Raw genomic sequence first — 18652 nt, 5'->3', positions numbered from 1 at the left:
CTCACGGCTGGGCCGTGCGACGGCCCCGCTACAGGGTAGCCGCCGTGTCTCGACGGGGTTCCCAGCAGGGGCCGACGATGCCCGTGCGGACCTCGCGTTCGTCCCCGAGGCCCTTCGATGACGCGGTGTGTTCCCGGTGTCAGCCTCCGATGTCCTTGCGGCGCATCTCGATCGGGTCGCCCTCGGTGCCGTCGGAGTACTCCGCGCGCACGCGCGCGTTCCCGGGGATGAGGTCCAGCACCGACCGTCCGATGTCGATGGCTCCGCGGCCGGCGGCGTCGAAGGTGACCGACCCGGCATCCTTCCAGCCGTACGTCACGCCGGCCGTCGACCCCGGCTGGCCGGTCATCGACAGCGTGTAGCTGTCGACGATCTCCATGCCGAGCAGGTTCTTCCCCGGGTTCTCTGCGATGTCCGTGAACGCGAGCGGCGCCGGTGCTGCGGGGGCGGCGGGCGATGGCCTCGGTGTCGGTTCGGAGGGCGACGACGCCGGAGGCGCCGATGGCCGGGGCTGCGGCGCGGACTCGTCGCGCTCCGCCCGATCCGCGGAGGAGTCATCGTCCTGCGGCGGGGCGGAGACCACCGGGGCGGAGACCGGCGGCACGGTCGCAGCCGGAGCGCTGCTGGGCGGTGCCGTGCGCCGCACAGCGGGGCCGCCGCGTTCCCCGGGCAGCCCCGAGGTCGACGGGACCGTGATCGAGGTCCGCTCGCGCGCGACGGGCGCCTGTTCGCCGCCGCCGCTCACGAGTGCGATGGTCGTCAGGATGACGCCGGCGACCACGGCGGCACCCGCCCCGATGGCCAGTGCCCTCACGGGGAAGCCGCGCCGGACGCGCACGCGCGCGATCGGCGGGGCGGTCGGCAGCGCCGCCGGCACCACCGCGGAAGGCAGGGGAGGAACGGTGCCGGCGAGCTCCACGGGCGCAGGCGGCACGGCCGCATCGTGCGGTGGCGCGGTCGCATCGCGAGCCGGCAGGTTCAGCGCATCAGGCAGCACGACGGCGTCGTCGGAGGGCACCTCGGCCGGGGCCTCATAACTGCTGCGGTACATCCTGCTCGCCGATCGGGTTCGGGACGCGGCCGAGGTCGGGCGGCCGCCCCGTCACCCTACCCGGATAGGGTGATCGCACCCTGAGGAGAAACGGCGAGCGAGGCGCTCACGCAGCGTGACCGCCGAAGAAGGAGAGGCATCCATCATGCCCGCAGAGCGCGAGCTCACCGTGCCCGTCCCGCTCACGCTGCCGAGCGGCCGGCTCAATCCGGATGCGGTCGGCTGGGCGCGGCATCTGCTGGTCGACACCGGCGGGGATCGGCCGCCGCGGCGGCCGGAACAAGCGCTGGGAGTACTGGAACGTCGCCACCCCGGCGCACGTCGTCGGACTGACGGTCTCGTCGATCGACTACGCGGCGGTGCACGAGGTGTGGGTGTGGGACCGTGCGACCGATCAGACCTGGCACCGGTCCGTCACGAACATCCCGCCGCGCGGCGTGCGGCTGCCGGCCCGGCTCGAGGCCGGGCCGAGCCGCGCCCGCGCGAAGCACCTCGAGATCGACATCGACGAGACGGATGCCGGTACCCGGCTGCGCGCGCGGATCCCTGGGGCCCAGATCGACGTGGTCGCCGCCCTGCCCGCAGGGCACGAACGGCTCGCGGTCGTCGTGCCCTGGAGCGACACCAGGTTCCAGTACACCGTCAAGGACGTCGCGCGTCCGGCATCCGGCATCCTCGTCCTCGACGGCGTGGAGCACGAGCTGCCGCAGGGCGAGTCGTGGGCCGTGCTCGATCACGGTCGCGGACGCTGGCCCTACGACGTGCGCTGGAACTGGGGTGCGGGGTCGGGCGTCTCGCACGGCCGCACGATCGGCGTGCAGGTCGGCGGCCAGTGGACCGACGGCACCGGATCGACCGAGAACTTGCTCCTCGTGGACGGCCGGCTGCACAAGATCCACGACGAGCTCACCTGGGACTACGACCTCGCCGACTGGCGCCGGCCGTGGCGCATCACCGGTGGTGGACTGGATGCCACGTTCACGCCCGGCTACGACAAGCGCAGCCGCATGAATCTCGGCATCCTGTCGTCGTCCACCGACCAGTGCTTCGGCGACTGGTCGGGCACGTTCCGCACCGAGACCGGTGAGCTGATCGCGTTCGAGGGCATCTTCGGCTGGGCCGAGGACGTGCACAACCGCTGGTGATTCTGGGCGCCTCAGGCGTGCATTCGTGCTCCTGATACGGTCGAAGGACAGCCGCTTCCGCGGGCCGGTCGAGCATGATGCTCCCGGCGCCCGGCGGAGCCCTGTTCCGCCGGACGGTCGCGGCTGCGATTCATACATGACGCAAGAAGAGGACTGATACGTGACGAGCAGAGAACGAGTAGCGATCATCGGCGCCGGCCCCTCGGGCATGGCGCAGCTGCGGGCCTTCGAGTCGGCGGCCCGCGACGGGGCGGAGATCCCCGACGTGGTGTGCTTCGAGAAGCAGGCCGACTGGGGCGGCCAGTGGAACTTCACCTGGCGCACCGGGCTGGACGAGTTCGGCGAGCCGGTGCACTCCAGCATGTACCGCAACCTGTGGTCGAACGGCCCGAAGGAGGCGCTCGAGTTCGCCGACTACTCCTTCGACGAGCACTTCGGCCGCCCGATCTCGTCGTATCCGCCGCGCCCGGTGCTGTGGGACTACATCGCCGGACGTCTGGAGAAGACCGCGGTGCGCGACCGCATCCGCTTCCAGACGATCGTGCGCTGGGTCGAATACGACGCCGACAGCGAGGTGTTCACCCTCACCAGCGAGCACCTGCCCAGCGGAACGTCGACGACGGAGGAGTTCGACCGGGTGATCATCGCCAGCGGCCACTTCTCGTTCCCTGAACGTGCCGGACTTCCCTGGTATCGAGACGTTCCCGGGGTACCTCAGCCATGCCCACGACTTCCGCGGTGCCGAGGGCTTCGCCGACCGTGACGTGCTGGTCATCGGCGGCAGCTACTCGGCGGAGGACATCGGCAGCCAGGCGTTCAAGATGGGCGCGCGCTCGGTGACGGCGAGCTACCGCTCCGCGCCGATGGGCTACGACTGGCCGGACGGCTTCGAGGAGCGCCCCGTGGCCCTGCGCTTCGAGGGCAGCACCGTGCACTTCGCCGACGGTTCGTCGAAGGACTTCGACGCCGTCATCCTCTGCACCGGCTACCTGCACAAGTACCCGTTCCTGCCGGACGACCTGTCGCTCTCGTCGCCGAACAACGTGTACCCCGACGGTCTGTACCGCGGCGTGGTGTGGCAGCAGAACCCGCGCCTGTCCTACCTGGGCGCGCAGGACCAGTGGTTCACCTTCAACATGTTCGATGTGCAGGCCTGGTACGTGCGCGATCTCATCCTGGGCAGGATCGAGACACCGGATGCTGCGGAGCGTGCGGCATCGATCGCGGAGTGGCGCCGGCGCTTCGAGGCGATCGGGACGGCCGCGGACGAGATCCGCTTCCAGGCCGACTACGTGCGCGACCTGATGCGGCAGACCGACTATCCCGAGTTCGACATCGACCGCGTCGTCGAGATCTTCCTCGAATGGAAGCACGACAAGAAGGCCGACATCATGGGATACCGCGACCGCGCGTACCGCTCAGTGATGACAGGGACGATGGCCGTCGAGCACCACACGCCGTGGCTGCAGGAGCTGGACGACTCGCTCCCGCGCTACCTGTCGACGCCGGCCGACGACCGCGAGGGGCTGCTGGCCGTCTGAGCGCGGATGCCGCTCCCGTCACCGGCGGGAGCGGCCACTGCCGCCTGCTTCGATAGGATGGTTCCGCCCGCTCAGGGCCAGCTCATCGGCCGGTGCAAGCCCGGCGAACAGCGCAATCCAGGGGGTCCACCCATGCCAGGACTAGTAATCGTCGGCGTCCAGTGGGGCGATGAGGGCAAGGGCAAGGCGACCGACCTGCTCGGTGAGCGCACCGACTGGGTGGTGAAGTTCAACGGCGGCAACAACGCCGGGCACACCGTGGTCGTCGGAGACGAGAAGTACGCCCTGCACCTGTTGCCCTCCGGCATCCTGACCCCGGGCGTGACGCCCGTGATCGGAAACGGCGTGGTCGTCGACCTCGAGGTGCTCTTCAGCGAGCTCGAGGCGCTCTCGGCCCGCCGGCGTCGACGTCTCCAAGCTCAAGGTCAGCGCGAACGCGCACCTCATCACGCAGTACCACCGCACCCTCGACAAGGTCACCGAGCGCTTCCTCGGCAAGCGCAACATCGGCACCACCGGCCGCCGGCATCGGACCGGCCTACGCCGACAAGATCAACCGCGTCGGCATCCGCGTGCAGGACCTCTTCGACGAGAACATCCTGCGGCAGAAGGTCGAGGGCGCCCTCGACCAGAAGAACCACCTGCTGGTGAAGGTCTTCAACCGCCGCGCCATCACCTGCGACGAGATCGTCGACGAACTGCTGAGCTACGCCGAGCGGCTGCGCCCGATGGTCGCCGACACCGGCCACCTGATCGCCGAGGCTCTGGGCCGCGGCGAGGTCGTGGTGTTCGAGGGCGGCCAGGCCACCATGCTCGACGTCGACCACGGCACCTACCCGTTCGTGACCTCGTCGACCGCGACGGCTGCGGGTGCGGCGGCTGGTTCCGGCGTGGGCCCGAACAGCCTCGACCGCATCGTCGGCATCGTCAAGGCGTACACGACGCGCGTCGGCTCGGGGCCGTTCCCGACCGAGCTCAACGACGAGATGGGCGAGTGGCTGCGCAAGACCGGCTTCGAGTACGGCACGACCACCGGCCGTCTGCGCCGCACCGGCTGGTACGACGCCCCGATCACCCGCTACGCGACGCGGGTGAACGGCATCACCGACCTGGTGCTCACCAAGCTGGACGTGCTCACCGGCCTGGACCAGATCCCGGTGTGCGTCGCCTACGACGTCGACGGCACCCGCTTCGACGACGTGCCGGTGAACCAGACCGACTTCCACCACGCGAAGCCGATCTACGAGTACTTCCGGGGCTGGAAGGAAGACATCTCCACGGCCCGCCGGTTCGAGGATCTGCCGCAGAACGCGCAGGACTACGTGCTCGCGCTCGAGAAGATGAGCAACACGCGCATCTCGGTGATCGGCGTCGGCCCGGAGCGCGACGAGGTCATCGTCCGCCACGACCTGCTCGACTGACAGAACCGTCTGCAGGTCGGGAATGGCGGCCTCAGACGGTGTGAAGCGGCCATTTGCGACCCACAGACGGTCTTGGAGAGTGTGATGACGCGGTTCTGGCTGGGCGGCTACGGCCCCGACATGCACGGGGATGCCGCGGGCATCGGCCTGCTCGCGGGTGACGAGGCACGTCCGCAGGCGACCCTGTCGTATCGCGGTGCGGTCGTGCCGGCGGGTTCCCCGTCGTGGCTGGCGCAGCATCCGTCGCTCGATGTCGTGTACGCGGCGCTGGAGGGTGCCGGAGAGGTCGCCGCCTTCGTGCGGTCGGGCGAGTCGGCGCTGCGTCCGCTGGGCGCATCGGTCCCGGCCGGCGACGACGTGTGCCACCTGGCCGTCTCGCCCGACGGCCGGTTCCTCGTCGCCAGCTGCTACGGCGACGGCCGGGTCGTGCGCATCGGGCTCGACTCCGAGGGGCGGCTGGTCCCGGATGCCGCCGGACAGGGCGGCCGCGCTGCGCGCGGCGCTGTTCGGGGATTCCGCCGATGAAGCCCCCGACGCCTGGCCGACCGATCTGCAGTCGGCGGACGACACGCGGGCGGATGTTCCGCCGGACGCAGATCCGTTCGCCATCCGGAAGAGTTCCGCCGCAGCGGCATCCGACCCGTACGAGACGCCCGCCGGGGCCGAGCCGCGGGTGTCGCACGCGCACGCCGCGGTCTTCCTGCGTGACGGGCGGATCGCGACGACCGACCTCGGCTTCGACCTCGTGCGCATCTGGCGGCCCGGCACCTCCGGGCTGGTGCTCGATCACGAGGTCGTGCTGCCTCGCGGCTCCGGTCCGCGGCACATGGTCGCGCACCGAGCGGTCACCTGCACGTGGTGACCGAGTACTCCTGCGAGGTGTTCACTCTTGCGCCGGACCGCGAGGGACGCTGGGGGCTCGTCTCGGGCGTGGTGGTCTCGGCGATCGCCGCGCCGGGCGCCGACTTCCCCGCAGAGCTGGCGCGCTCGCGCGACGGCCAGACCCTGTACACCGCGCTGCGCGGCAGCAACACGATCGCGGCGCTGCGCGTGCGCGGCGGCGGCGAGACCGTCGAACCCTTCGCGCTCGCCGACTCGGGCGTGGACTGGCCCCGGCACCACCTCGTGCACGAGGGTGCCCTGCTCGTCGCCGGGCAGCGCTCCGACACGGTCTCGCTGCTCGAGTTGGATGAGCGCACCGGCGCGCCCCGCGACATCCGGCACACGACGCCGGCGCCCGCGCCGGCGTGCTTCCTTCCCGTGCGCTGACCCGGGATCCTCACGGATCGGTGGGAAAGCCGACCGGATGTCGGAAGTGCACCCTAGGCTCGTATGAGATCCACGAGGAGGCCTTTGATGAAGGCAGTATTCGCAGGAACGGTTCTCGCCGACGCCGACGAGTCCCAACTGGTGCTGTTCGAGGGCGACCATTACTTCCCGGCGGCGACCGTGCACCCCGCCGCCCTCGTGCAGGGCACGACGATCGATGCCGACGACGACAGAGGCCCGCGACAGTATCTCTCCGCCGTGATCGACGGTGAGAAGCACGACGACGTCGCGTGGTCGTATCCCGAGCCGTCGGATGCCGCGATCGGCCGGGCGGGCGTCGACTTCACCGACTTCGTCGCCTTCGGACCAGAGGTGGAGGTGCGCTCCTAGGGGCCGCTCATGATCGAGTTCCGATCCGTCTCGAAGACCTTCCCCGACGGCACGTCCGCCGTGCGGGACTTCAGCCTGCAGATCCCCGCCCGCAAGACGACCGTGTTCGTCGGGTCGTCCGGCTGCGGCAAGACCACGCTGCTGCGCATGATCAACCGCATGGTCGAGCCGTCATCGGGCGACGTGCAGATCGACGGCGAGAGTGTGCTGCAGGGCGATCCGGTCGCGCTGCGGCGCCGCATCGGCTACGTGCTGCAGAACTCCGGTCTCATGCCTCACTTCACGGTGATCGACAACGTGTCGGCCGTGCTGCGCATCACCGGAGTGCCCCGTTCCGAGGCGCATGCCAGGGCTCGTGAACTGCTCGACACCGTGGGGCTCGGAGCGGCGCTCGCGAACCGCTATCCGGCGCAGCTGTCCGGCGGGCAGCAGCAGCGCGTCGGGGTGGCACGTGCGCTCGCCGCAGACCCCAACATCCTGCTCATGGACGAGCCGTTCGGCGCGGTCGACCCGATCGTGCGGGCCGACCTGCAGCAGGAGCTGCTGCGGCTGCAGCGCGAGCTCGACAAGACCGTGGTGTTCGTCACGCACGACATCGACGAGGCGTTCCTGCTCGGCGACCAGGTCGTGATCCTCGACGTCGGGGCGCGCATCGTGCAGCGCGGCACGCCGAGTGAGATCATCGAGAACCCGGCCGACGACTTCGTCGCCGCGTTCATCGGCGGCGACCGCGGCAAGCGCGCGCTGCGACTGAAGCAGACGCCGCGCGGCACGGTCGTCGTCGACGAGTTCGGCCGCACGCAGGGGGCGATCATCGAGTCGGATGCCGCGGTCGCCGCCGGCCCCGAAGGCGGCTGACGTGGACTGGATCGTCGAGAACCTCGGGCTGATCCTCGATCTCTCCGTCGTGCATCTGCGTCAGAGCCTGATCGCCATCATCTGCGGCTTCGTGCTGTCGGTGCCGCTGGGCTGGGTCGCATGGCGGTACACGCGGCTGCGCGGCTGGATCATCGTCGCGACCGGTCTGCTCTACACGATCCCCTCACTCGCGCTGTTCATGCTGCTGCCGGCGGTGTTCGGCTACTCGGCGACCAGCGAGCTCAACCTCGTGATCGCCCTGACGATCTACGCCATCGCGATCCTCGTGCGCGCGGTCGCCGATGGCCTCGACTCGGTCGACCCGGTCGTGCGGCAGTCGGCCACGGCGCTCGGATACGGAGCGCTGCGCCGGTTCCTCACGGTGGAGTTCCCGCTCGCAGGACCCGTCATCCTCGCGGGTCTCCGGGTCGCCGCGGTCAGCACGATCTCTCTCGCGACAGTGGGGATCCTCATCGGCGTCACCAATCTGGGCTACCTGTTCACCACCGGTCTGCAGCGCCGGCTCATCGAAGAGGTGCTCGCGGGAGTGGTGGCCGTGCTGGTGATCGCACTGATCGTCGACGTGCTGCTGGTGCTGCTGGGCCGCGTGCTGATGCCGTGGACGCGGCTCGGATCGCGCAAGCGCGGGTCCCGCGGAGCGGATGCCCGGAGCAGCACTGCGGCCGTCGCGATCGATCCCGCAGACGACCCGGCCGCCATCGACCCCGGCGCGCTCTCGCTCGCGAGGGAGGAGCGCGGATGAACGTGTTCGCCGACGCCTTCGCGTGGCTGTCCGCCCCGGAGCAGTGGCAGGGACCGAACTCGATCCCCGTCATGCTCGGCCAGCATCTCGCATACACCGGCGTCTCTGTGCTGATCGCCGTTCTCATCGCTGTGCCGATCGGGTGGGCGATCGGGCACACCGGCAAAGGGCGCGAGGTCGCGGTGGCCTTCGCCGGCGCCGCGCGGGCGCTGCCCTCGTTCGGCCTGATGATCCTGCTGGTGCTGCTCCTCGGCGTGCTGCATCAGCCCGAGGCGGCCGTCATCACGTTCGTGCTGCTCGGCATCCCGCCGCTGCTCGCCGGTGCGTACACGGGCTTCGAGTCGATCGACCGGCAGGTGATCGACGCCGCCCGCGCGTTCGGGATGACGCGATGGCAGCTGCTCTGGAAGGTCGAAGTGCCGCTCGGGCTGCCGCTCCTGGTCGCGGGCCTCCGGTCGGCGGTGCTGCAGATCATCGCCACGGTCACGATCGCCGCCTACATCGGTCTCGGCGGGCTGGGATCTCCCATCATCCAGGGCATCCCGCTGCGCCGCTTCGACATGGTGCTCGCCGGCGCAGTCCTGGTCGCGGCCCTCGCACTCCTGGCAGATCTGCTGCTCGCGCTCGTGCAGCGCGCCTCCGTCCCCGTCGGCCTGCGGCGCGCGCCTGCGCGCGAGAACGCGACCGTCGCGGCATCCGCCACCTGAACCTGTACCTGAACCACCGTCAGAGAGGAACATCATGTTCACCGGACGCACCACCCGTACCGTCGCCGCCACGGCGATCGCCGCACTCGCCGCGCTGGCGCTCGCCGGATGCGGCGGAAACCCGCTCGACGAGCCGAGCAAGGAACCCGCTGCCGGAGGCGGCGGCGACACGATCGTGATCGGCTCGCAGGCGTACTACTCGAACGAGATCATCGCCGAGATCTACGCGCAGGCGCTCACCGATGCCGGCTTCACTGTCGACAAGCAGTTCAACATCGGGCAGCGCGACGCCTACATGCCCGATGTCGAGTCCGGCAAGATCGACCTGTTCCCGGAGTACACCGGCAACCTGCTGGAGTACCTCGACAAGAGCGCCACCGCGACCGGGCCGGATGAGGTCTACGACGCGCTGAAGGAGGCACTGCCCGACGGGCTGGTCGCCCTCGACTACGCCGAGGCGAGCGACCAGGACACCTACACGGTGACCCAGGCGACGGCCGACGAGTACGGACTCAGCGAGATCGGCGATCTGGCCGAAGCCGATAAGAAGCTGACGATCGGCGCGGCGCCCGAGTTCGAGCAGCGCCCGTACGGCCCGGCGGCGGCCAAGAAGGACTACGGCGTCGACCTGGCCTTCTCGGCCACCGGCCCGACCACGCTCGAGTCGCTGCTGGCCGGCAAGATCGATGTGGCCGACATCTACAGCGCCGACCCGGCGTTCAAGACCGAGAAGATCGTCGCGCTGAAGGATCCGAAGAACATGATCCTCTCGTCGAACGTCGTCCCGATCGCGAGCGAGGACGTCGCCGACGAGATCGCGAAGACGATCAATGCCGTGAGCGCGAAGCTGACCGTCGACGAGTTGATCGGCCTGAACGTGCAGTCCACGGTCGACAAGAAGGAGCCCGCCGCGATCGCGAAGGCCTGGCTCACCGATCAGGGCCTGATCGGCTGATCATTCCACTCGCCCCGCGAGCGGTGGTCGTTGAGCGAGCGCCAGCGAGTCGAAACGCAGAGACGAAACGCTCTCAGGTCGACTGAGGCGTTTCGTCTCTGCGTTTCGTCTTCGCTCCTTCGTCGCTCCGCTCAACGACCACCTTCGTCGCTCCGCTCAACGACCACCTTCGTCGCTCCGCTCAACGACCGGGGGCGTCAGCTGCGGGCGTCTTGCCGCCGGATCCAGATCTGCTTGATGATGATGAGGATCGACGCCGTCACGGGCACCGCGACCAGCGCGCCGAGCAGTCCCAGCAGGGTTCCGCCCGCCATCGCGCCGATCACGACGAGCGCACCGGGCACCGCGACCGCCTTGTTCATCACGCGCGGGGTGAGCACGTACGCCTCGATCTGCATGTAGACGAGGTAGACCCCGGCGAACACGAGGGCCATGAGCGGGTCGGAGAACAGCGCGATCACCGAGCCGACGATCCAGAACAGCACCGATCCGATCAGCGGGATCAGCGTGATCAGGAACGACACCGTCGCCATCAGCGGCGGGAAGGGCAGCCCGAGCACCGAGAACAGCAGCAGGGTGATCATCGAGTTGCAGAACGCCAGCACCACCATGCCCATGATGTAGCCGCCCACGGAGTCGGTGATCTGGTCGGTGATGTCGCGGGCGCGGTCGCGGTCGCGGGCCGGGGCCAGTCGCAGCAGCGACGTCTTGATGCCGGGGAGCCCGGCGACGAAGTACAGGGTCAGGACGAGCACGATGATCATGCCCGAGATGCCGGAGGCGATCGAGGTGCCCACCTGCAGGGCCCCGCCGCCGATCGTGACCACCGTGCCGGGATCGCTGAGGAAGCTCTGGACCTGCTTCACCAGGTCCTCGAACTGATCGCCGAACTGCTTCTCGAGTGCGGCGTACAGATCGCTCGCCATGAAGTCTCTGACCAGGTCGGGGATCGACTTGATGAACAGGGTGACCTGCTGCACGACGATGGGCACGATCAGCCACAGGATCACGCCGATCACGGCGAGCAGGCTGAGGATGACGGTCACGACGCCCCAGGCGCGGGTCATGCCGCGACGTTCGAGGAACCGCACCGCCGGGTCGAGGCCGAGCGCGGCGAACGCCGCGAGGGCGATGTAGATCAGCACGGTGGCGAGGTTCGCCAGCATCATGCCGAACAGGATCGCGGTCAGCGCGCCCAGCGTGACCAGCAGGCCGAACACGTACGGCTTGTCGATGCGGGTCCAGAACGAACGGCTCGGCGTCATCGGCTCGATGACGACGCGGTTCGGGACCGGAGTCCGCTCGGATGCCGCCTCGGCCTTCGCGGCCGCCGCACGCTCCGCCCTGCTCGGCTTCGCCGTGCCGGCGGGCTTCTCCGCAGCGGACGTCGTCGTCGCGGGCTTCTCGGACGGGGCCTCCTCGGCGTAGCCGTTGGCCCCTGCAGGGATCTGCGCGTTCTCGTCGGAACTCATGGTGACACTCTAGGGTGTAGGCACCTTCGGGCTATCGTCGTACTGTCGCCGACCGAGGAGCCTCATGACCGACGCCGAAGCCGCCCGTGCCGAACTGCTGCGCCTGCGCGCGAGCATCGACAACATCGACGCCGCACTGATCTTCATGCTCGCGGAGCGGTTCCGCTGCACGCAGCAGGTCGGTCACCTGAAGGCGGAGCACGAGATGCCGGCATCCGACCCCGGCCGCGAGGAGCAGCAGGTCGCGCGGCTGCGCGCGCTCGCCGAAGAGGCGCATCTCGACCCCGAGTTCGCCGAGAAGTGGTTCAACTTCGTCGTCGCCGAGGTCATCCGGCACCACACCGAGGCGGCAGAAGGGCGCTGAGCCCCAACCGGGGCGCCGCGGATACTCGCGACGCCCCGGAGTGTTCGGTGCCTGCCGTCCGGACTCCCCAGCGACCGGACCCCCTTCGACTGCTCCTCGCTGATCTGCTGTTCTCCCCAGAAGCAGCGGATCGGTGAGGTCACCTCCCATAGAGACAGGAGACCGCATCCGGCCGCCTGATACACGGCGGCGGGAGAATCCTCAGAATCCGTTCCCGTGCGCGTGCAGGGGCACCCGGATGCCGGTGGCATCAGCGGCATCCGAGAGCGCGACAGCCGGTGCGACGCCGGCCGCGATCCGCTCGTGCACCGCGGGGAGCAGCGTCGCCGCGGCATCGTCGGGCACCAGCACGGGCGAGGCGATCACGCAGCGCGCGCCGGCGTGCAGCCACACCCTCGTCATGCCGATCGCCTCTTCGCGCCAGCGCACGGTGGAGCGGCCCAGCTCACACGCCGAGAGCACCACGGTGTCGGGCACGGTGTCGATCAGATCGACGTCGTAGCCGAACAGCGTGCCGTCGACCAGCTCGAGTCCCGAGAACATGGGGCTGTCCGCGCTGTGCCGTCCGTGTGCGGCGACGTGCAGCAGGTCGACCGTGCCGGCCATCGCCGCGGTGGCGCCGACCGTGGCCTGCTCGCCGGTGAGCATCAGAGCATCGCCGTGGGCACCCGCCACGGCCTGCACCTCGTCGGCGGCGCGGACGACGCGGGGGCCCGCGATCGCACCCGTGCGCCGCAGCGGGCGCGACGTCGCGTCGCGCCAGCGGGTGGCCGAGGTCGCGAGCGTGAACGGCCGCCCGGCCAGTCCGGGCAGCAGGGCCCAGGGGATGCCGGTGAGCGCTCCGGGCACGCTCAGCACGAGGCGTCCGGCGCCCGGCGCGTGATCGAGCAGGGGGCGCAGCAGCTCCTCGTCCAGTCGCGACATCCGGTCGTCGAGCGATCGCCGGACCACCTCGACCATGCGGGTGCCCTGTGCGAGCGACACCGCGTCGAGGTCGGCGCGCATGCCGTCGAGCAGAGGCTGCACGCGTTCCCAGGACAGTCGCACGATCGTCGTATCCGAACGCGTGGCGACGACGGCGCGCAGCGCGGCGCCGGTGTACACCCAGGTGAGCACCGCGACATCCTCGTCGAGCCCGCTCCGCAGGTCGGTGAGAGACACCTGCTGCCTGGTGCCCGTGCCGGCCGTGGCGCTCCACTGCCGCTCCCGGACGCGGTCGCGGACGGCGCGCACGCGGGGGTCGCGCATCCAGTCCTCCCCGGAGAGGTCGGTGCGCAGCATCCGCAGCTCGGCGAGGTCGGCCGCCGCAGCGGGATCGTGCGGTGGGCGCACCGGCACGACCTGCAGCCCCATCCTTCGGGCCCGCTCGCCCCAGTCGAACAGGAGGGACGGGTCGTCGACATCCGCGACGGCGGCGAGACCTGCGGCGAGCAGCCCGGCGCCGTGCATCGTCACGGATGCCTGCAGGTCCAGCGCGCCGAACGAGCTCTGCCAGGAGGTGAAGAGCTCGAGGCCCTCCGCGGCGAGCCGGCGGGCCTCGCCCGCTCGTCCGGCATCCAGCGCCTGTGCGGCGCGCACCTCGAACGCGCGCAGACGCACGGGCGTGGGGGCGTCGGCCGGGACCCGTGGCGGACGCCGATGCGGATCCGCAAGGCGGGCGCCGAGGGCCGCGGCCGCGGCCTCGCTGTCGAGTCCGACGGTGCGCAGACGACGAGCGGTGCGGTCGTACTCCTCTGCGGAGGGAAGGCGTCCGGAGAGCCGTCGTGCCTCCAGCTCTACGGCGGCCGCGCGCGCCGCCCATCCCTCGCTGCCCAGGGAATCGAACCGGCGACGGGCCTGCCCGGCCGTCCGCCGTGCGGCGGCGGGATCGTGGTGCAGCTGCGAACGGGCCAGCTGGAACTCCGCTTCGCCGCGGGTCTGCCGCATCCGCTGACGGCCGAATCGCACCGCGACCTCGGCGAGCAGCGCCTCGGCCTCGTCGGTGAGGCCGGCTTCGCGCAGCACCTCCGCGCGATCGAGGTCGGCGATCGCGGTGGCCAGCTCGCCGGTCTCGACGAAGACGGGGCGAGACCGCATCATCAGGGCGAGAGCGGTGACGAGATCGCCGCGCAGAAGGGCGGCGTAGCCGAGGTTGTGCAGTGCCTCGGCGGCGCCCTCGTGCTCGCCGAGTTCGTCGCAGAGCGCGACGGCTGCCTCGAGGTCCGCAGCGGCGCCGTCCAGATCGTGCCGCTGCATGCGTACGACCGACCTGTTCATCAGGCAGGACGCACGCTCCCTGGGGGTCTCGGCCATGCCGTCGACGGCCTCGCTGAGATGCCGCTCCGCCTCGTCGGCGTGTCCGGAGTTCATCAGCAGGGTTCCGAGCTGACCGGCGAGCACCGTCCTGGTGCCCGCGCTCAGGCCCGCCGTGGCGAGGGCATCGCGGCACATCCGCTCAGCCGCGTCGGGTTCGCCGGTCTGGGCCAGCACGTACGACAGAGTGCCCGAGATGCGGGCGAGCAGATCGGGGTCGTCGGTGCGCTCCCGCGCCGAGAGCAGGGCGTGCCGGGATGCCGCGAACCGGCGATGGTTCGCGGCATCCTTCCCCCGCGCATGGAGTTCGGCAGCAGTCAGGCGCACATCTCAAGGATGCCGTGTCCGCCCCGTCTCTGCGACAGTCTCAGCGCACAGGGTCCGGCAGCCCCTTCAGCACCCCCGCGACCATCTTGTGCAGCGCCTTGCGCGTCGGTGCGCCGCCCTTGGCCAGCAGCGGACCCAGCGCGGTGGCGATGCGCCCGGCGACGAACGGCGCCGCGAACGACGTGCCGCTCCACACCGAGAACCCGCCGCGGTAGTCGTCGGGGTCGACGGTCTCGCGCGGCAGCGTGCCGATGTCCGCGCGGGTGGCCGGCTGCATCCCGCCGGTGAACGGAGGTGTCGTGCTGAGCACCATCGCGCCCGGCGCGTACACGCGCACCCACGGTCCCACGTTCGAGAACAGTGCGACGGTGCGGCCGGAGGGGTTGAGCGCGCCGACCGAGACGAGCGGCGCGGCGTCGTCGGGCAGGATGCCGTTGTCGGCACCCGGCCACGCCCAGAGCGATGCCGGGAACGACGGCCGGTCGATCGCGTCGTTCCCCGCCGAGCACACCACGACGATGCCCAGTTCGCGGGCGGAGCGCAGCAGGCCGTACAGCGTGTGCGAGAACTGACCGTCGACGGGGGTCTCGTGGTAGTAGCCCAGCGACAGGCTGATGACGTCGATCGCATGGCCGGTGGACGGGTCTTTCGCGTTGCGGCGCTTCAGCTCGATCACATCGGCGAGAGCCCGCACGAAGGCGCTCTCGTCCACGACGCCGAGCGAACCAGCCACACGGATCGAGAGGATGTCGGCGTCCGGCGCCGTCTGACGGATCAGGCCCGCGATGAACGTGCCGTGCCCGGCGACCGCGTCGATCTCCCCGTCGAGCTGCCCGTACAGGTCGGGGTAGATCTCCGGATCGTCGGAACCGGTGAGTCCGATCGGCTCACCGTCCAGCTCGGCGCCGCGCGTGACGATGCCGTCCGGCAGCCACGGGTGCTCCCCGCATCCGGTGTCGAGCACCGCGACCACCGGACGCCGTCCGCGCTTCGGATCCGCACCACGGATCGGCGCCGCCCCGATCCACGCGACCGGCTGTCGTCCTCCCCGGCCTGGTTCGAGATAGTCGTCCGAGCCGACCGGACCCGCTCCGCGCACCGGGTTCGTGCGCGTGAACGGGTTGGTGCGGGTGAAGGGGTTCGTCCGCGTGAACGGATTGAGCCCCACGGGGTCGACCGACAGCACGTGCTCCAGTCCCACCCGCGGCATCGACGATCGCGAGATGCCGCGCGCCCGCTGCAGGACGCGCCACGCGTCCGGCGGGGCCGGCGACTCGCCGCGGCCGGGCTCGTCGGGCGTGGTGAGCAGTACCCGCAGCACGCCGGGCACACCGGGCGCCAGGTCTCGCGCCGCGCTCCGTCCGCTCTCAGCCGCGTCGGCGCGGGTCGCGTCCGCCCCCGGCACAGGCGCCTGCACCGGGTCGACCTCGATCCGCCATCCGAACGACCCTGCGGCCTCGGCGAGCGTCTTCAGGTCGCGGTCCACCGCGTTGTGGTCGTCGTCGTCCAGCGGCGCCGTCACCAGCATCCGATCCGGAAGGTAGGCGGTCGGGTACGCCCGAACGCCCGCGATCGGATCGACGCTCGGATCCAGCGCCGTGCCGCGCGGTATCGATCCCTCCGCGCGGTCCTGCCATGTCCATCCCGGGGGCTGCTCCATCGCCTGTCCTCCCACTCGGCGCCGCCGAGGCGGCATCCCTCATCTCCGTCGCCGCGCAATGCGGCGACGCCTCCCTCCCGCGGCTGCGGGTCGTCCTGCTAAGCCTCGAACTGCGGCGTCGTGAAGCCGCGACCGCCCTCCGGGTCCGCCACGGTCAGTCGCACCCGGCACAGCCCGGGCGGCACGTCGGTGAACGCGAAGCGGCCGTGCTCGCCCGGCTCGGTCGACCAGGAGCGATCGCCCTGCTCCAGCACGACCTCGGTCGCGGCGGCGTCCACCCATCCGTCCACCCGGCGGGTCCCCTTCTCCGCCGTCGAGATGTGCAGCAGCACGCCGACGCGGCCGTCGCTGAACTGCAGGATCATCGTCTCGGTGTCGCCGCGCACGGCAGCGGTGGCGTCCTCGACCAGGGTGAGCAGCGCGTACTCGCGCGACAGGTCGTCGGCGGCCACGACCGCGACCATCCGCTCGACCAGATCGTCGGGCACCGGATCGTCGGCCTGCCACATGTCACGCAGCGCGGCCATCAGCTCGTCATCCGAAGCGCTCATGTCACCGCCTGCGTTCCGTCGACCTCGTCGCCCAGCAGCGTGCGCAGCTTCGTCAGACAGCGTGCGCGGGTCGGTCCGATGCTTCCGATGGGCATGCCGAGGTCCTGCGCGATGCCCTTGTAGTCCGGCCGCTCCTCGAAGGCGATCACGCGGATCAGCCGACGACAGCGCTCGTCGAGCCGACGCACCGCGGCCCACAGCCGGCTCGCGCCGTCGGCGGTCGTCGCCTCTTCCTCCGCGGATGCGGCGGCGGGCAGCATCGCCTCCAGGTCGACGTCGTCCGTGGCATCCGCCCTGTTCTGCGCCTTGCCCGCCCGCCAGGCCTCGCGGCGGGCGGTGGTGGTGAGCCAGGCCGACACGGCCGAGGCATCCGCGATCTGGTCCTGCCCGCGCACCAGCCGCAGCCAGGTGGTCTGCACGACGTCCTCGGCGAGCGCGCGATCCACGCCGTACGCGCGCACCACGTGCCACAGGACGGGGGTCATCAGGCGCACCAGGTCGTCCATCGCGCGCGCATCGCCGTCGCGCCAGGCGCGGAAGTGCTCCGCGGCACGACGCCACCTGCTCGGGGCGGGGGGCTGGTCGGCGCTGCCCTCGGATACGGCATCGCTCATGATGCTCATTGTGGCCATATCCACCAGGAGCGGGCAACCGCTGCTGTGATACATGACGCGATGGGCGGGGCGACCTCGCCGGATGCGGGGTGGGATGTCTCGCCGGCGCTCAGGCCAGTTCGGCCGCCAGCACCTGTGCGGCGGCACCGCGCAGCACGGTGTCCTCGGTCGTCCCGCAGCGCACCTCGACGTGAGCGTTGCGCAGCCGAGCCGCGGTCAGAGCGGACTCGGCCGCGCTGCACAGCTCCCGGCCCATCAGTGACGAGGTGCCGCTCAGCACCACCTGCGGCAGGTCCAGCGCCGACACGATCGCGGCGAGCGGAGCGCCCAGCTTCTCGCCCGCCTCGATGCGCAGTGCCTCACGGGTCTGCTCGTCTCCCGCCGCGTCCATCCGCTCCTCGAGGACGGCGAGCCAGGCGTGCACGCATCCGGTGTTGCCGCAGCGGCACTGTCTTCCGGGGTCGCCGCCGACGTCGAGGTGGGCGAGTTCGCGCGCGGTGTCGGCGCCGGCGGTGTAACCGCTGACGATCGCGGTGCTCACGACCTCGCCGAGGCGGACCAGCAGGAACTCCGCGTCGCCGTAGCCCGCCTCGGCGCGGGCTGCGAGGTCGGCCTCGGCGGCTGCAAGAGCCGGCAGCAGGGCGGTCTCCGGCAGTGCCGAGAGGGCACTGACGAATGCAGCGGCATCCCCCGATGCGGCGTCCATCGGCACCCCGAACCCGACGCCGAGCACCGGGCATCCGGCCTGTGAGGTGAGTCGTGCGACGAGCTCGGCCACGGCGGCGGGCAGGTCGGGAGCGGTGTCCCGTGCGATCTCCTGTCGCACGAGGATGCGGCCGTCGGGCGCGCACACGGCGCCCACGACCCAGTCCGGCGAGGTGAGGTCGACCGCGATCGTCTGCACCGCGTCGCCGTCGACCTCGAGCAGCACCGAGGGCTTGCCGACCCGGGCCTCCTGGCTCTGCCCGGTCTCGATCACCACCCCGTCGGCGAGCAGGTCGCGCACCACCTCGGTGATGGTGGGCCGCGCAAGGCCGGTCAGGCGGGCGAGATCGGCGCGGCTCGCGGAGGATTCGCGCAGCAGCGCCTGCAGCACGACCCCTCTGTTGTGCCGGCGCGCTCCCTGCACCGGGATGTGCGTTGCAGTGACCATCGTGCTCCTTCGCGGGTCGGGCCGCCCGTCGATTACTTAGTTCATCGCCTAAACTTACGAAAGCGAGCGTAGGCTCGGGCTCGGTCGTTGTCAACAGGCCCGGGGCCGGACACTGAAGA

16 protein-coding genes and 3 pseudogenes are annotated in these 18652 nt (G+C 70.7%); 12 read left to right on the top strand and 7 right to left on the bottom strand.

The genetic code is table 11. From position 1 onward, the window contains the following. Nucleotides 1–139: 139 nt before the first annotated feature. The gene (locus L2X99_RS13655) at nucleotides 140–1051 is read right to left on the bottom strand and encodes a hypothetical protein (protein WP_236126254.1); all 912 of its coding nucleotides are present in this window, start codon (nucleotides 1049–1051) and stop codon (nucleotides 140–142) included. Between the two features lie 212 nt (nucleotides 1052–1263). On the opposite strand from L2X99_RS13655, the gene L2X99_RS13650 reads away from it, so the two are divergent. The 11 genes and pseudogenes from L2X99_RS13650 (at nucleotide 1264) to L2X99_RS13605 (ending at nucleotide 10100) form a co-directional block, all read left to right on the top strand. Further along, the gene (locus L2X99_RS13650; RefSeq protein WP_236135253.1) at nucleotides 1264–2196 is read left to right on the top strand and encodes a DUF2804 domain-containing protein; all 933 of its coding nucleotides are present in this window, start codon (nucleotides 1264–1266) and stop codon (nucleotides 2194–2196) included. 208 nt (nucleotides 2197–2404) lie between these two features. After that, nucleotides 2405–2972, top strand: a pseudogene (locus L2X99_RS18400) (NAD(P)/FAD-dependent oxidoreductase); the annotation flags it as partial. A gap of 45 nt (nucleotides 2973–3017) precedes the next feature. After that, nucleotides 3018–3737 carry a hypothetical protein gene (locus L2X99_RS18395; RefSeq protein WP_329608184.1) on the top strand — a complete coding sequence of 240 codons (720 nt, stop codon included), beginning with the start codon at nucleotides 3018–3020 and terminating at the stop codon, nucleotides 3735–3737. 132 nt (nucleotides 3738–3869) lie between these two features. Beyond that, a pseudogene (locus L2X99_RS13640) lies at nucleotides 3870–5158 on the top strand (adenylosuccinate synthase). 84 nt (nucleotides 5159–5242) lie between these two features. Continuing rightward, nucleotides 5243–5683, top strand: coding sequence for a lactonase family protein (locus L2X99_RS13635; RefSeq protein ID WP_236135252.1), 441 nt, complete (start codon nucleotides 5243–5245; stop codon nucleotides 5681–5683). Next, a pseudogene (locus L2X99_RS13630) lies at nucleotides 5625–6427 on the top strand (lactonase family protein). Before L2X99_RS13635 ends, L2X99_RS13630 begins: the two are co-directional and overlap by 59 nt. An 87-nt stretch (nucleotides 6428–6514) precedes the next feature. Further along, nucleotides 6515–6817, top strand: a complete 303-nt coding sequence (locus L2X99_RS13625) for a DUF427 domain-containing protein (RefSeq protein ID WP_236126258.1) — start codon at nucleotides 6515–6517, stop codon at nucleotides 6815–6817. A 9-nt stretch (nucleotides 6818–6826) separates the two neighbouring features. After that, nucleotides 6827–7675: an ABC transporter ATP-binding protein gene (locus tag L2X99_RS13620; protein ID WP_236126259.1), complete on the top strand. Its 849-nt coding sequence runs from the start codon at nucleotides 6827–6829 to the stop codon at nucleotides 7673–7675. A 1-nt stretch (nucleotide 7676) separates the two neighbouring features. After that, a complete protein-coding gene (locus L2X99_RS13615; protein ID WP_236135251.1) occupies nucleotides 7677–8438 on the top strand; it encodes an ABC transporter permease in 762 nt (253 codons plus the stop codon). Beyond that, on the top strand, nucleotides 8435–9145 hold the full coding sequence (locus tag L2X99_RS13610; protein ID WP_236135250.1) for an ABC transporter permease: 711 nt from the start codon (nucleotides 8435–8437) through the stop codon (nucleotides 9143–9145). Before L2X99_RS13615 ends, L2X99_RS13610 begins: the two co-directional genes overlap by 4 nt. Nucleotides 9146–9179: 34 nt before the next feature. After that, nucleotides 9180–10100: an ABC transporter substrate-binding protein gene (locus L2X99_RS13605; RefSeq protein ID WP_236126260.1), complete on the top strand. Its 921-nt coding sequence runs from the start codon at nucleotides 9180–9182 to the stop codon at nucleotides 10098–10100. 197 nt (nucleotides 10101–10297) lie between these two features. Here L2X99_RS13605 and L2X99_RS13600 read toward each other — a convergent pair whose 3' ends face one another. Beyond that, nucleotides 10298–11572 (bottom strand): AI-2E family transporter, encoded by a 1275-nt coding sequence (locus tag L2X99_RS13600; protein WP_236135249.1) that lies wholly within the window; start codon nucleotides 11570–11572, stop codon nucleotides 10298–10300. Between the two features lie 64 nt (nucleotides 11573–11636). Between L2X99_RS13600 and L2X99_RS13595 the strand changes: the two genes are divergently transcribed. After that, nucleotides 11637–11936, top strand: a complete 300-nt coding sequence (locus L2X99_RS13595; RefSeq protein WP_236126262.1) for a chorismate mutase — start codon at nucleotides 11637–11639, stop codon at nucleotides 11934–11936. Between the two features lie 201 nt (nucleotides 11937–12137). Here L2X99_RS13595 and L2X99_RS13590 read toward each other — a convergent pair whose 3' ends face one another. The 5 genes from L2X99_RS13590 to L2X99_RS13570 form a co-directional block, all read right to left on the bottom strand. Next, nucleotides 12138–14555 carry a CHAT domain-containing protein gene (locus tag L2X99_RS13590; RefSeq protein ID WP_236135248.1) on the bottom strand — a complete coding sequence of 806 codons (2418 nt, stop codon included), beginning with the start codon at nucleotides 14553–14555 and terminating at the stop codon, nucleotides 12138–12140. A 40-nt stretch (nucleotides 14556–14595) separates the two neighbouring features. Then, the gene (locus tag L2X99_RS13585) at nucleotides 14596–16215 is read right to left on the bottom strand and encodes a S8 family peptidase (protein ID WP_236126264.1); all 1620 of its coding nucleotides are present in this window, start codon (nucleotides 16213–16215) and stop codon (nucleotides 14596–14598) included. Between the two features lie 98 nt (nucleotides 16216–16313). Next, nucleotides 16314–16766 carry a hypothetical protein gene (locus L2X99_RS13580; RefSeq protein ID WP_236126265.1) on the bottom strand — a complete coding sequence of 151 codons (453 nt, stop codon included), beginning with the start codon at nucleotides 16764–16766 and terminating at the stop codon, nucleotides 16314–16316. Then, nucleotides 16763–17380: an RNA polymerase sigma factor gene (locus tag L2X99_RS13575; protein ID WP_236135247.1), complete on the bottom strand. Its 618-nt coding sequence runs from the start codon at nucleotides 17378–17380 to the stop codon at nucleotides 16763–16765. The genes L2X99_RS13580 and L2X99_RS13575 overlap by 4 nt, the downstream gene beginning before the upstream one ends. Before the next feature lie 109 nt (nucleotides 17381–17489). Next, nucleotides 17490–18533: an ROK family transcriptional regulator gene (locus L2X99_RS13570; RefSeq protein WP_236126267.1), complete on the bottom strand. Its 1044-nt coding sequence runs from the start codon at nucleotides 18531–18533 to the stop codon at nucleotides 17490–17492. Nucleotides 18534–18652: the final 119 nt, after the last annotated feature.

This window comes from Microbacterium sp. KUDC0406, from assembly GCF_021582875.1.
Lineage (GTDB): Bacteria > Actinomycetota > Actinomycetes > Actinomycetales > Microbacteriaceae > Microbacterium.
The sequence above is the reverse complement of the archived record's forward strand: the minus strand, read 5'-3'. Positions and strand labels throughout refer to the sequence as shown.

Coding starts and splice junctions, on each gene's coding strand:
- L2X99_RS13655 (WP_236126254.1), bottom strand. CDS start 1,051: ATGTACCGCAGCAGTTATGAGGCCCCGGCCGAGGTGCCCTCCGACGAC.
- L2X99_RS13635 (WP_236135252.1), top strand. CDS start 5,243: ATGACGCGGTTCTGGCTGGGCGGCTACGGCCCCGACATGCACGGGGAT.
- L2X99_RS13575 (WP_236135247.1), bottom strand. CDS start 17,380: ATGAGCGATGCCGTATCCGAGGGCAGCGCCGACCAGCCCCCCGCCCCG.
- L2X99_RS13595 (WP_236126262.1), top strand. CDS start 11,637: ATGACCGACGCCGAAGCCGCCCGTGCCGAACTGCTGCGCCTGCGCGCG.
- L2X99_RS13570 (WP_236126267.1), bottom strand. CDS start 18,533: ATGGTCACTGCAACGCACATCCCGGTGCAGGGAGCGCGCCGGCACAAC.
- L2X99_RS13625 (WP_236126258.1), top strand. CDS start 6,515: ATGAAGGCAGTATTCGCAGGAACGGTTCTCGCCGACGCCGACGAGTCC.
- L2X99_RS18395 (WP_329608184.1), top strand. CDS start 3,018: ATGGGCGCGCGCTCGGTGACGGCGAGCTACCGCTCCGCGCCGATGGGC.
- L2X99_RS13580 (WP_236126265.1), bottom strand. CDS start 16,766: ATGAGCGCTTCGGATGACGAGCTGATGGCCGCGCTGCGTGACATGTGG.
- L2X99_RS13585 (WP_236126264.1), bottom strand. CDS start 16,215: ATGGAGCAGCCCCCGGGATGGACATGGCAGGACCGCGCGGAGGGATCG.
- L2X99_RS13600 (WP_236135249.1), bottom strand. CDS start 11,572: ATGAGTTCCGACGAGAACGCGCAGATCCCTGCAGGGGCCAACGGCTAC.
- L2X99_RS13650 (WP_236135253.1), top strand. CDS start 1,264: ATGCGGTCGGCTGGGCGCGGCATCTGCTGGTCGACACCGGCGGGGATC.
- L2X99_RS13610 (WP_236135250.1), top strand. CDS start 8,435: ATGAACGTGTTCGCCGACGCCTTCGCGTGGCTGTCCGCCCCGGAGCAG.
- L2X99_RS13605 (WP_236126260.1), top strand. CDS start 9,180: ATGTTCACCGGACGCACCACCCGTACCGTCGCCGCCACGGCGATCGCC.
- L2X99_RS13620 (WP_236126259.1), top strand. CDS start 6,827: ATGATCGAGTTCCGATCCGTCTCGAAGACCTTCCCCGACGGCACGTCC.